The organism is Bradyrhizobium sp. KB893862 SZCCT0404 (genome assembly GCF_018130885.1).
GTDB lineage: Bacteria > Pseudomonadota > Alphaproteobacteria > Rhizobiales > Xanthobacteraceae > Bradyrhizobium > Bradyrhizobium stylosanthis.
Window position 1 is genome coordinate 68,448 of record NZ_JAFCLT010000001.1, and the last position, 12,991, is coordinate 81,438.

At 66.4% G+C, this 12,991-nt stretch carries 9 protein-coding genes and 1 riboswitch; of the genes, 3 read left to right on the plus strand and 6 right to left on the minus strand.

Annotated features, from left to right (window positions below):
- Positions 1 to 26: 26 nt before the first annotated feature.
- The 3 genes from gcvP to gcvT all read right to left on the minus strand — a co-directional run bounded on the left by gcvP (position 27) and on the right by gcvT (position 4,598).
- On the minus strand, positions 27 to 2,891 hold the full coding sequence (gcvP, locus tag JQ617_RS00405; RefSeq protein WP_212025926.1) for an aminomethyl-transferring glycine dehydrogenase: 2,865 nt from the start codon (positions 2,889 to 2,891) through the stop codon (positions 27 to 29).
- Positions 2,892 to 3,071: 180 nt separating this feature from the next.
- Positions 3,072 to 3,440 carry a glycine cleavage system protein GcvH gene (gcvH, locus tag JQ617_RS00410; RefSeq protein ID WP_212023579.1) on the minus strand — a complete coding sequence of 123 codons (369 nt, stop codon included), beginning with the start codon at positions 3,438 to 3,440 and terminating at the stop codon, positions 3,072 to 3,074.
- A 9-nt stretch (positions 3,441 to 3,449) separates the two neighbouring features.
- A complete protein-coding gene (gene gcvT, locus JQ617_RS00415; protein WP_212025927.1) occupies positions 3,450 to 4,598 on the minus strand; it encodes a glycine cleavage system aminomethyltransferase GcvT in 1,149 nt (382 codons plus the stop codon).
- A gap of 146 nt (positions 4,599 to 4,744) precedes the next feature.
- Positions 4,745 to 4,835, minus strand: a riboswitch (glycine riboswitch).
- Positions 4,836 to 5,068: 233 nt separating this feature from the next.
- Between gcvT and alaS the strand changes: the two genes are divergently transcribed.
- Together alaS and JQ617_RS00425 are read left to right on the plus strand one after the other, a co-directional pair.
- Entirely contained in the window at positions 5,069 to 7,750 is a 2,682-nt protein-coding gene (gene alaS / locus JQ617_RS00420) for an alanine--tRNA ligase (RefSeq protein WP_212023580.1), read from the plus strand.
- A gap of 6 nt (positions 7,751 to 7,756) precedes the next feature.
- The gene (locus tag JQ617_RS00425; RefSeq protein WP_212023581.1) at positions 7,757 to 8,983 is read left to right on the plus strand and encodes a cyclic nucleotide-gated ion channel; all 1,227 of its coding nucleotides are present in this window, start codon (positions 7,757 to 7,759) and stop codon (positions 8,981 to 8,983) included.
- A gap of 35 nt (positions 8,984 to 9,018) precedes the next feature.
- On the opposite strand, the gene JQ617_RS00430 is transcribed toward JQ617_RS00425, so the two are convergent.
- The 3 genes from JQ617_RS00430 to JQ617_RS00440 form a co-directional block, all read right to left on the minus strand.
- Positions 9,019 to 9,390: a hypothetical protein gene (locus JQ617_RS00430; protein WP_212023582.1), complete on the minus strand. Its 372-nt coding sequence runs from the start codon at positions 9,388 to 9,390 to the stop codon at positions 9,019 to 9,021.
- A 127-nt stretch (positions 9,391 to 9,517) separates the two neighbouring features.
- Positions 9,518 to 10,018: a DUF3455 domain-containing protein gene (locus JQ617_RS00435; RefSeq protein ID WP_212023583.1), complete on the minus strand. Its 501-nt coding sequence runs from the start codon at positions 10,016 to 10,018 to the stop codon at positions 9,518 to 9,520.
- A 105-nt stretch (positions 10,019 to 10,123) separates the two neighbouring features.
- Positions 10,124 to 11,338 carry an NADP-dependent isocitrate dehydrogenase gene (locus tag JQ617_RS00440; RefSeq protein ID WP_212023584.1) on the minus strand — a complete coding sequence of 405 codons (1,215 nt, stop codon included), beginning with the start codon at positions 11,336 to 11,338 and terminating at the stop codon, positions 10,124 to 10,126.
- Positions 11,339 to 11,707: 369 nt separating this feature from the next.
- Between JQ617_RS00440 and JQ617_RS00445 the strand changes: the two genes are divergently transcribed.
- Positions 11,708 to 12,907, plus strand: a complete 1,200-nt coding sequence (locus tag JQ617_RS00445; RefSeq protein WP_212023585.1) for a TrmJ/YjtD family RNA methyltransferase — start codon at positions 11,708 to 11,710, stop codon at positions 12,905 to 12,907.
- The last annotated feature ends 84 nt before the right edge of the window (positions 12,908 to 12,991 follow it).

The window sequence follows — 12,991 nt, forward strand, 5'->3', positions numbered from 1 at the left end:
CGCAGCTCCGAGACCTCCGCTGCGTCTTACTCTGCGGCTTCCGCGTAGTCGCTCACCGGCGGGCAGGAGCACACGAGGTTGCGGTCGCCGTAGACGTTGTCGACGCGCCCCACCGGGCACCAGTATTTGTCGGTGCGCGAGACCCCGTCGGGGAAGCAGCCTTCGGCACGGGTGTAGGCGCGATTCCAGGCGTCGTCCGCGATGTCGTGCACGGTGTGCGGGGCGTTGCGCAGCGGCGAGGCCTCGATCTTGAAGCGGCCGGCCTCGACCTCGGCGATCTCTTTCCGGATCGCGATCATCGCATCGCAGAACCGGTCCAGCTCCGCCTTGGATTCCGACTCGGTCGGCTCGATCATCAGCGTGCCCGGCACCGGGAAGCTCATGGTCGGCGCGTGGAAGCCGTAATCGATCAGCCGCTTTGCGATGTCGTCCACCGTAACGCCAGACGTCGCCTTCAGCGCACGGGGATCGACGATGCACTCATGCGCGACGCGGCCCTTCGCATTCTTGTAGAGCACCGGGAAGTGCGGATCGAGCCTGGCCGCGATGTAGTTGGCATTGAGGATCGCGATCTCGGTGGCGCGCTTCAAGCCTTCGCCGCCCATCATCAGGATGTAGATGTAGGAGATGGTCAGGATCGACGCCGAGCCGAACGGCGCGGCCGAGACCGGGCCGACCGGCGCTTCGGCCTGCGTCGCGGGATGACCGGGCAGGAACGGTGCAAGATGCGCCTTGACGCCGATCGGGCCCATGCCGGGGCCGCCGCCGCCATGCGGGATGCAGAAGGTCTTGTGCAGATTGAGATGGCTGACGTCGGCGCCGTAATCGCCGGGCCTGGACAAGCCGACCTGTGCGTTGAGGTTGGCGCCGTCGAGATACACCTGGCCGCCGTGGCCATGCACGATGTCGCAGATCTCGCTGATGTGCTCCTCGAACACGCCATGGGTCGAGGGATAGGTGATCATGACCGCGGCGAGATCGTTCGAATGCTTCTCCGCCTTGGCGCGGAGGTCATTGACGTCGACGTCGCCGTTCTTCTCGCAGGCGACCACCACCACGTCCATGCCGACCATCGCGGCCGACGCCGGATTGGTACCGTGCGCGGAGGAGGGGATCAGGCAGATCTTGCGGTGGCTTTGCCCACGCGCCGCATGATAGCCGCGGATCGCGAGCAAGCCGGCATATTCGCCTTGCGCGCCGGAATTCGGCTGCAGCGAGATCGCGTCATAGCCGGTGATGTCGCACAGCCATTTTTCCAGCCGCGCGAACAGCGCGTGATAACCGGCGGCCTGCTCGCGCGGCACGAACGGGTGCAGCGAGCCGAATTCCGGCCAGGTCAGCGGCATCATCTCGGTGGTCGCGTTCAGCTTCATGGTGCAGGATCCCAGCGGGATCATGGCGCGGTCGAGCGCGAGGTCGCGATCGCTGAGCTTGCGCATGTAGCGCAGCATCTCGGTCTCCGAGCGATGTGCGTGGAACACCGGGTGCGTCAGGAACGGCGTGCCGCGCTTCAGCGCCTCCGGCAGCGCCTCGCGCGTGGTGGCGTCGATCTCGGCGTAAGACAGCGTGCCGCCGAACGCGCGCCAGACGGCCTCGACCGTCGCAGGCGTGGTGGTCTCGTCGAGTGCGATGCGCAGATGGGTGTCACCGATACCGAGATTGATCTTCTCGGCGGCCGCGCGCGCGACGATCTCGCCGCGCTTGGCGCCGGCATCGACGCTGAGCGTGTCGAAGAAGGCTTCGCTGTCAGGCGCAAAGCCGAGCTTGCGCAGGCCCGCGGCGAGCACGGCAGCGCGGCGGTGCACGTTGCGCGCGATCTGCGTGAGGCCCTCGGGGCCGTGATAGACCGCATACATCGAGGCGATCACGGCGAGCAGCACCTGCGCGGTGCAGATGTTGGAGGTCGCCTTCTCGCGGCGGATGTGCTGCTCGCGGGTCTGCAGTGCGAGCCGATAGGCGGGCGCGCCGCGCGAATCCACGGAGAGGCCGACGAGGCGGCCGGGCAGCGAGCGCTTCAGCACATCGCGCACCGCCATATAGGCCGCGTGCGGTCCGCCATAGCCCATCGGCACGCCAAAGCGCTGGGCGGAGCCGATCGCGATGTCGGCGCCGAGCTCGCCAGGTGAAGCGAGGAGAGTCAGTGCCAGCAGGTCCGCGGCAACGATCGCGAGCGCGCCCTTGGCCTTCAGCGCCGCAATCGCGGGCCTGAGGTCGCGCACAGCGCCGGACGAGCCCGGATATTGCAGCAGCGCGCCGAGCACGTCGCTCTTGTCGAGATCGGTGAGGGGATCGCCGACGACCAGGGTCCAGCCGAGCGGTTCGGCGCGGGTGCGCATCACGGCCAGCGTCTGCGGATGCACGTCCTTGTCGACGAAGAAGGCTTGCGCCTTGACCTGCGAGTGGCGCTCGGCGAGCGCCATGGCTTCGGCGGCGGCGGTCGCTTCATCGAGCAGCGAGGCGTTGGCGACGTCGAGCCCGGTGAGGTCGCAGATCATGGTCTGGAAGTTGAGCAGCGCCTCCAGCCGGCCCTGGCTGATCTCGGGCTGGTAGGGCGTGTAGGCGGTGTACCAGGCCGGATTCTCCAAAATGTTGCGCTGGATCACCGCCGGCAGGATCGTGCCGGAATAGCCCTGGCCGATCAGCGAGGTGAAGACCTGGTTCTGCCGCGCCAGCTCGGTCATGTGCGCGATCGCCTCGGTCTCGCTCAGGGGTTTGCCGAGATCGAGCGGAGCGGCCTGCCGGATCGAAGCCGGCAGCGTCTCCGCCATCAGCGCGTCGACGCTCTTGGCGCTGACGGTCTCCAGCATCGCGGTGACATCGCGCGCGGACGGGCCGATGTGGCGGCGGACGAAGGCGGCGGTGTCGCCGTTGGATTTGCGGTGCGCGGTCATCATGGGTCCTCGCTTTAGGTATTGCTGTCGTTGTCATGCCCGCCTTGTGCGCAATTGCGCACTGGGGCGGGGCATCCAGTAAACGCAGGCGTCACGGCTAGGGCCGATGGGCCGCGGCGTACTGGATCGTCCGCCTTCGCGGACGATGACACCGAGTATGAGGTCAGAGTTCTCGTCATCTCACGCCGTGTGCGCCTTGTACGCAGCCTCATCCATGAGGCCGCCGAGCTCGTTCTTGTCGGCAATCTTGATCTTGAAGAACCAGGCCTTGCCCTGCGCGTCCGAGTTCACCAGCGCCGGCTCGCCGGCGAGCTCGGCATTGGTCTCGAGCACTTCGCCGGAGATGGGGGCGTAGACGTCCGAGGCGGCCTTGACCGATTCCACGACGGCGGCGGCTTCGGCCTTCTTCAGCGTGCGGCCGACCTTGGGCAGTTCGACGAACACGACGTCGCCGAGCTGGGACTGCGCGTAGTCGGTGATGCCGACGGTCGCGACATCGCCGTCGATCGCGAGCCATTCGTGGTCGGAGGTGTACAGCGTCGTGGTCATTTCAAATCCTCAGCGTTTGTAGGTGTTTTTCACGAAGGGCATGGCGGCGACGGTGAGCGGCAGAAATTGCCCGCGCACCTCGGCGAAGAGTTTTGTGCCGAGCGCGCTCGATGCGGTGGGCACGTAGCCCATTGCGACCGGCGCGCTCAGGCTTGGGCCGAAGCCGCCCGATGTGACCTGTCCGATGGGTTCACCGCCCGCTTCGCCGGCAAACAGCAGCGCGCCCTCGCGCACCGGCGCGCGGCCCTGGGCGAGCAGGCCGACACGGCGGCGGGACGCGCCATTGTCGAAATGACCGAGAATCTTTTCGGCACCGGGGAAGCCGCCGGCGCGAGCGCCACCAGTACGGCGGCTCTTCTGCACCGACCATTCCAGCGCGGCCTCGACCGGCGTCGTCGCGGTGTCGATGTCGTGGCCGTACAGACAGAGCCCGGCTTCCAGCCGCAGGCTGTCGCGGGCGCCAAGGCCGATCGGCATCACGTCGGGGTTTTCCAGCAGCCTTTTGGCGAGGCGCTCCGCATCGGCGGCGGGGACCGAAATCTCAAAGCCGTCCTCGCCGGTATAGCCGGAGCGCGAGACGAAGCACTTGATGCCGCCGACCTCATGCGGGCCGGCATCCATGAACTTCATGGCCGGCGCCGCTGCATATAATTTCGCCAGCGCGGCTTCCGCCTTCGGGCCCTGCAGCGCGATCAGCGCGCGGTCGGAGAGCGAATCGATGACGCAGACATCAGCAAGATTCGCGCGCAGATGCGCCTCGTCGGCGTCCTTGCAGGCGGCGTTGACCACCAGGAACAGGTGATCGCCGAAATTGGCGACCATCAAATCGTCGAGGATGCCGCCATCCGGATTGGTGAACTGGGCGTAGCGCTGCCGGCCGGGCGCGATCGCCACGATGTCCTGCGGTACCAGCCGTTCCAGCGCGCGGGCGGCGTCCTCGATCCTCCCCGATTTCGGCCGAAGCGCGATCTGGCCCATATGGGAGACGTCGAACAGGCCCGCGGAGGCCCGGGTATGAAGGTGCTCCTTCAGCACGCCCGCGGGGTATTGCACGGGCATGTCATAGCCCGCGAACGGCACCATCTTGCCGCCGAGCGACACATGAAGATCGTAAAGGGGGGTACGTTTCAGGGAGTTCTTGTCGTCCGACGCAAGCATCACAGGGGCCCTCGGCGGTTCCCCGGGGACGATTCCCCGGAAGCAACCCATCGAAGCCCCATCTGTCGCTGTGCCTGAGAGTATTATCCCGTCGGCGGACGCTATCCGGGTCCTAGACCCGCCAGCGCCTCTTTCCAGATGTCGTCAAAGCCACGCGGTCCTTTTGCCTGAGAGTTTCCGGGGCGGTTGCTCCTTCGGCGCCGGCTACCAGTTGCCGGTCTCTCCCGACGTGGCCGTACGATACAGATGGGTACAGACCACAGGCCGGCCAAGCCTGTCAACGCGGCCTTTGTGCCTTTCAACGGGATTGCAAGGGGATTGCGCGCCTGCGGCAACCCTCTGATCTCCTTGCACAGTTTCTGGACAGCGAAGCTGGCCTTGTCTAAAAGCGCTTTGGCCCGCAGATAACAGCCAAACTCAGCGGTTTGGACGGCAAATTGGCGGGCCCAAGCACACCCGATTGGATGAACATGAGCGGCGTCAACGAGATCAGGTCGACCTTTCTGAACTTCTTTGCCGAGAACGGCCACGAGATCGTGCCGTCCTCGCCATTGGTGCCGCGCAACGACCCGACGTTGATGTTCACCAATGCCGGCATGGTGCAGTTCAAGAACGTCTTCACCGGCGTCGAGAAGCGGCCCTACCAGCGGGCGACGACGTCGCAGAAATGCGTGCGCGCCGGCGGCAAGCACAACGACCTCGACAATGTCGGCTACACCGCGCGCCATCTCACCTTCTTCGAGATGCTCGGCAACTTCTCGTTCGGCGACTACTTCAAGGAGCGCGCGATCGAGCTGGCCTGGAAGCTCATCACCAAGGAATACGGGCTGAAGAAAGACAAGCTGCTCGTCACCGTCTATCACACCGACGACGAGGCGGCCGGCCTGTGGAAGAAGATCGCCGGCTTCTCCGACGACCGCATCATCCGCATCCCGACTTCGGACAATTTCTGGGCGATGGGCGACACCGGCCCGTGCGGCCCGTGCTCGGAGATCTTCATCGATCGCGGCGATCACATCTGGGGCGGACCTCCGGGCTCGCCGGAAGAGGACGGCGACCGCTTCCTCGAATTCTGGAATCTCGTGTTCATGCAATACGAGCAGGTGACGAAGGAGCAGCGCGTTGATCTGCCGCGGCCCTCGATCGACACCGGCATGGGCCTCGAGCGCATGGCCAGCGTCATGCAGGGCGTCGACAGCGTGTTCGAGACCGATTTGTTCCGCCACCTGATCGACGCGACCTCGTCGGCGCTCGGCAGCGGGCCGAACGAGCAGACCGTCGCCTCGTTCCGCGTCATCGCCGACCACTTACGTTCGTCCGCCTTCCTGGTCGCCGACGGCGTGCTGCCCTCGAACGAGGGCCGCGGCTACGTGCTGCGCCGGATCATGCGCCGCGCGATGCGCCATGCGCAGCTGCTCGGCGCCAAGGAACCGCTGATGCATCGCCTGGTCTGGGCGCTGGTCCGCGAGATGGGCCAGGCCTATCCCGATCTGATGCGCGCGGAGAATTTGATCGAGGAAACGCTGCGGCTGGAAGAGACCCGCTTCCGCAAGACGCTGTCGCGCGGCTTGGCCATCCTCGACGAGAAGAGCGCGGGCCTGAAAAAGGGCGACATGTTCGACGGCGACGTCGCCTTCACGCTGTACGACACCTACGGCTTCCCGCTGGATCTCACCCAGGACGCGCTGAAGTCGCGCGGCATCGGCGTCGATCAGGCTTCGTTCACCGACGCGATGGAGCGGCAGAAGGCCAAGGCGCGCGAATCCTGGAAGGGATCGGGTGAAGCTGCCTCCGAAGCGATCTGGTTCCCGCTGCGCGAGAAGCTCGGGGCGACCGAATTCCTGGGTTACGAGACCGAGAGCGCCGAGGGCGTGGTCTCGGCGCTGGTGAAGGACGGCGCGGAGGTCACGAGCCTCAAGGCCGGCGACACCGGTGCGATCGTGCTGAACCAGACGCCGTTCTACGCGGAATCCGGCGGCCAGGTCGGCGACACCGGCGTGCTCACGGGCGAGGGCGGCATCAAGGTCCGCATCACCGACGCGCAGAAGAAGCTCGGCGATTTCTTCGTTCATATCGGCACCGTCGAGAGCGGCGAAGTGAAGGTCGGCACCGCGCTGCAGCTCGAGGTCGATCATGGACGCCGTTCCTCGATCCGCGCGCATCACTCGGCGACGCATCTCATTCACGAGGCGCTGCGCCAGGTGCTCGGCGACCACATCGCCCAGCGCGGCTCGATGGTCGCCCCTGATCGCCTGCGCTTCGACTTCGTGCATCCGAAGCCGATCACGGCCGAAGAGCTCGCCCGCGTCGAAGACATCGCCAACGACGTGGTGCTGGAGAACGACGAGGTCACCACGCGCGTGATGGGTGTCGACGAGGCCCGCGAGGCCGGCGCACGCGCGCTGTTCGGCGAAAAGTACGGCGACGAGGTCCGCGTCGTCTCGATGGGCAGGACCGCGCGCGAGCGCGGCGCCAACGCGCTCGGCTGGTCGGTCGAGCTCTGCGGCGGCACGCATGTGAAGCGCACCGGTGACATCGGCCTGATCACGCTGACCAGCGAGAGCGCGGTCGCCTCGGGCGTGCGCCGCATCGAGGCCTTGACCGGCAACTACGCGCGCAAGCATGCCAACGACACCATGGCGCTGGCGAAGACCGCGGCGAACGAGCTGCGCACTTCGCTCGACGATGTCCCGGCGCGCATCGCTGCGCTGATGGAAGAGCGCAAGAAGCTCGAGCGTGAGCTGTCCGACGCCCGCAAGAAGCTGGCGATGGGCGGCGGTGCCTCCGCCGGCAGCAACGGCGCAGCCGCGGGCGTGCGCGAGGCCGGCGGCGTCAAGCTGATGGCGCGTGCGGTCGAAGGCATCGAGATGAAGGATCTCAAGAGCCTCGCCGACGACGGCAAGAAGCAGATCGGCTCCGGCGTCGTCGCCATCGTCGGCGTCACCGAGGACGGCAAGGCCGGTGTCGTGGTCGGCGTCACCGCGGACCTGACCGCGCGCTTCAACGCCGTGAACCTCGTGCGCGTCGCCTCCGAGGCGCTCGGCGGCAAGGGCGGCGGCGGCCGGCCCGACATGGCGCAGGCCGGCGGCCCCGATGGCGCCAAGGCCACCGAGGCGCTGGCGGCGATCGAAAAAGCGATGGGGGCTGCGTAAGCGCCCATGCGCCTCGTTCCGCGAGGACGTGGCTCATCCGATCCCGACCTTCGGGATCGCCTCTACGAATTGCTGGAGCACGATCCCTTGGCCTATTCGGCCGGATCGCGCTTCATCCAGCTGATCATCGGCGTCATCGTGCTCAACGTGACCGCGATGATCCTGGCCTCGGTGCCGGAGCTGGACGATCAGTATGGCGCGCTGTTCGCAGGCATCACCATCCTCTCCGTGCTGGTGTTCGCGCTGGAATATGCGGCGCGGCTGTGGACGGTGGCGGGCCACACGCCGCGCCAGCGCTCGGCGCTCGCCGACCGGCTCTCTTATGCCTTCTCCGCGCTCGGCATCATCGACCTCCTGTCGTTCCTGCCCGCCGCGATCGTCCTGGCGACGGGACGGCACGCGACGCTGGCCGCGCTCGGCGTGCTGCCGTTCTTCAAGCTGATACGGTATTCGCCGGCGATGCGCTCGCTGCTCGCTGCCGTCCATGCCGAGCGGCGGGCGCTGATCGGCTGCGTCGTCATCCTGTTCGGCGTGGTCCTGACCTTCGCCTCGCTGCTCTACGCCGTCGAGCGCGACGTGCAGCCCAGCAAGCTCGGCACCATCCCGGACGCGATGTGGTGGGCGATCGTGACGCTGGGCACGGTCGGCTATGGCGACGTCGTGCCGGTGACGCCGTTCGGCAAGTTCATCTCGGTGTTCGCGATCGTCTCGGGCTTCGCCATGATCGCGCTGCCGGTTGCGATCATCTCCTCGGCGTTCGCGGAAGAAGTGAAGCGGCGCGACTTCGTGGTGACATGGGGCATGCTGGCGCGGGTGCCGCTGTTCTCGCATCTCTCCGCCGCGGAGATCGCCGACATCATGCGGCTCTTGCGCGCGCGCACCATCGAGCAGGGCGAGATCCTGGTGCGGCGAGGGGACACCGCCTCGTCGATGTATTTCATCACCGCCGGCGAGGTCGAGATCGCGCTGCCGAGCCAGCAGGTGCGGCTCGGCGATGGCACCTTCTTCGGCGAGATCGCGCTGCTGCACAAAACGAAACGCAGCGGCACGGTGACGGCGACGCGCAAGACGCGCCTGCTGCTGCTCGACGCCCAGGATTTTCACGCCCTGATCGCGCGCATGCCGACGCTCGCCGCCCACGTCCACGAGACCGCCAAAGCGCGGCTGGAAGAGACCGGCGACCTCGCCGCGGCCGAGCTGGCGCAGGCCGAGCGCGAAGGCACCGACCGCTGAACCGGTGCTCGATTGCGCCGGCAGCCGGCTCGCTTTCAAGGCCAGGCAGGCCACCAGCTTGGAACGTAGAAACAGGCGGGGACGATCGCAAATCCGAGGACGCTGATGACGACCACGCGGCGCAGGGCAAGTCCGCGGGCGGCAAGCAGCAAGGTCAAACCGCGGATGGCGACGCCGGTCGCAAATCCGACGGTCACGATCGCCGGAAATGCCAGGCCGATCGCGCCACCGGCACCATCATGATGGTCCGGGCGAGACGACACGATCCAATGCTGCATCCACAGTGCCGCTAGCAGGCCGCCGAAGACGCACGTCACCCCCAACCACCATCGCCAATTCGGCATCAGCACGGGGATGGCATAGGGAACCAGGGCAAGCGCGATCAGGAAGAGGATGAAGTACGTCACGCAGTCGTTCCTCAAACTGAAGAGCAACTGTTAGTCGCGGGCCGTGACGGCGCGGTAAATCGGCAGACGCGGATGCGCGGCCTCGTCGCTAGAATCCGTTTACCAAGCAGCCGGCCGGCTGCGCTCATCACTTCTTCAGGAACACGTACTCCGCCGAGTAGGGCGCGCTTCTGAACTCGCCGGCCTTGTCGCAGGCGCCGTCGAGCTTGCCGCCATGGGTGTTGATGCGCTGGACGGTGGTGACCGGCGTGAGGGTGCCGCTGCCGCGGCGGGAGGCGACCTCCAGCTTGAGCCAGGGGATATCGGCAGGGCTCGCGCCCGGCGCATTGCCGATGGCCTTGCCGACGACGGCGCTGCCGTCCGCGAGCTCCCAGTTCGGCCCGGCATAGTGGCGGCCGACCGTCTTGCCCTCGGATAACAGCGTCGCGATCGGCTCGCGGAAGGCCCAGGCGAGCTTGCCGTCGGCGGCCGCCTTGCACTCATAGACCTGCGCGCCTTCGGCGTGGACGCTGAGCACGACGGTCTCGCCGGGTGCGGCGATCGCCTCGGGCAGCGGATCGGCGGCAATCGCCGGCCCGGCCATGGCGGCGAGCAGCATCAGGCAGGGGACGGCTGGCTTGATCGACATGGTCGCATCTCCGCGCGAGGGATCTCTAATAAAAGAAGCGGGCCGCGCTTTTGGCGCGGCCCGTGATGATGTCTGGCCCAGTCGGGCGAAATTGCGGATGGCAGCTTAGGCCGCCAGCGCCTTTGTCAGGTTTTCCGCGACCTTGTCGAGGAAGCCGGTGGTCGAGAGCCAGCGCTGGTCGGCGCCGACCAGGAGCGCGAGGTCCTTGGTCATGTAGCCGGCCTCGACGGTGTCGACGCAGACCTTCTCGAGCGTGGCGGCGAACTTGGCGAGCTCGGCATTGTTGTCGAGCTTGGCGCGGTGCGACAGGCCACGGGTCCAGGCGAAGATCGACGCGATCGAGTTGGTCGAGGTCTCCTTGCCCTTCTGGTGCTCGCGATAGTGGCGGGTCACCGTGCCGTGGGCGGCTTCCGCCTCGACGGTCTTGCCGTCGGGGGTGAGCAGCACCGAGGTCATGAGGCCGAGCGAGCCGTAGCCCTGCGCGACCGTGTCGGACTGCACGTCGCCGTCGTAGTTCTTACAGGCCCAGACGTAGCCGCCGGACCACTTCAGCGCCGAGGCCACCATGTCGTCGATCAGGCGGTGCTCGTAGGTCAGGCCCCTGGCCTCGAATTCCTTCTTGAACTCGCGGTCGTAGATCTCCTGGAAGATGTCCTTGAAGCGGCCGTCATAGACCTTCAGAATCGTGTTCTTGGTCGACAGGTACACCGGGTAATTGCGCAGCAGGCCGTAGTTCAGCGAGGCGCGGGCGAAGTCGATGATGGAGTCGTCGAGATTGTACATCTCCATGGCGACGCCGGCGCCCGGAGCCTTGAACACTTCCTTCTCGATCACGGTGCCGTCCTCGCCGACGAACTTCAGCGAGAGGGTGCCCTTGCCCGGGAACTTGATGTCGGTGGCGCGGTACTGGTCGCCATAGGCGTGGCGGCCGATGATGATCGGCTTGGTCCAGCCGGGAACGAGGCGCGGCACGTTCTTGCAGATGATCGGCTCGCGGAAGATCACGCCGCCGAGGATGTTGCGGATGGTGCCGTTGGGCGACTTCCACATCTGCTTGAGGTTGAACTCCTTCACCCGGGCCTCGTCCGGGGTGATGGTGGCGCACTTGACGCCGACGCCGACTTTCTTGATCGCCTCGGCGGCGTCGATCGTCACCTGATCGTTGGTCTCGTCGCGGTATTCCATGCCCAGGTCGAAATAGAGCAGCTCGACATCGAGGTAGGGGTTGATCAGCTTGTCCTTGATGTACTGCCAGATGATCCGGGTCATCTCGTCGCCATCGAGTTCGACGACGGGTTGGGACACCTTGATTTTTGCCATGATCGGGAAAGCCTTCTTGGGAACGGCGCTAGCGGCGCGCCAACGTGAATATCCGCCGCCTCTTAGCACCTGACCGCGGCGGACGAAAGCCAAGTGATTATGCACTTTTAGCTCATCCAGCTTCCCCAGATGGGGAGCGGGGGCCGGCCCCGCCGCGGGGGCCGGGATGAAGTTTCAGGCGGGATTCAAAAGTCGAATCCAACCCGTTATTTCCCTTGAGAATTTTGTCAGGACAGGCAAACGACAGGCGTAACGCCCCGGCCGGCCCAAGACGGCTTGAAGAGGCCCGGTTTGAATCAATTCCTAAGAGCGCCTTGTCCTAACAGCGATTTGCCAAGGCCTTGAGAGACAGTGTGAAAGCGAAGCGAGATGTCGGGGACTGACAGAAGCAAGGCGGGCCTTTCCCTCGACGGTCCCATCGTCATCCTGGTCGAGCCGCAACTGGGCGAGAACATCGGCATGTGCGCGCGCGCCATGGGCAATTTTGCGCTCGGCGCCCTGCGCATCGTCAACCCCCGGGACGGCTGGCCCAACATCGCGGCCCAGCGGGCGGCGGCCGGCGCCGACCACATTCTGGAAAAGGTCGAATTGTTCGACACGGTGGAGCAGGCGGTCGCGGACCTCGACCTCCTGTTCGCCACCACGGCGCGCCCCCACGACCAGGCCAAACCGGTGGTCGGGCCGGAGGCGGCCGCCAGCGAGATCGCCGGGCATGTCGCGACCGGCGGCAAATGCGGGATCCTGTTCGGCCGGGAGCGCTGGGGGCTGACCAACGAGGAGGTCGGGCTCTCCAACCGCATCATCACCTTCCCGGTCAACCCCGGTTTTGCCTCGCTCAACCTCGCCCAGGCCGTGCTGCTGGTCGGCTATGAATGGTTCAAGCGGGCCACATCCGGCGAGCTGCCGCATGCCATGCCGGAGCGGTCCGAGCGCGCCTCGCAGCACCAGATGCAGGCCTTCTTCGACAATCTCGTGCGCGAGCTCGACAAGGTCGAGTTCCTGCGGCCGGCCGAGAAGCGCGACACCATGCTGGTGAACCTGCGCAACATCTTCAGCCGGATGGAGCCGACCAAGCAGGACATGCATACCCTCCACGGCGTCGTCATGGCGATCGCCGAGGGACGCAAGGGACCGGCCAAGGGCGGCGTGCTCGACGGCGAGCAGGCGACGCGCCTGCGCGCGCTGCTGGCCGAGCACGGACAGGGCGGCGGCGTGCCCGACAGCGGCTCGACCGTGCGCGGTCTCGCGCGCCTGCTCCGCCGCAACCCGACCGACGCCGAGCGGTTGCTCTGGCAGGCCCTGACCCGCGACCGCCGTTTCGCAGGCGGGTTCAAGCGTCAGACCCCGGTTGGGCGCCACATCCCGGACTTCGTGTCCTTTCCGCACCGGATCGCGATCGAGCTGGTCAATCCCGGCGAGGGCGAAGCCATCGCCGCCGACCGCGCATCGCGCCGGGCCTGGCTCGAGGCGCGGGACTATCGCGTGCTCGACATTCGCGCGGCGGATGTGGAGCGCGATCTCGAGGCGGAGCTGGTGCGGCTGCAGGAGATGGTGGAGCAGGGCGGGTAGGTTTTGCCTCGCGAGAGGTCCCGTAGGGTGGGCAAAGCGAAGCGTGCCCACGTTCTGAGTGTGATCAATGAGAGATCGTGGGCA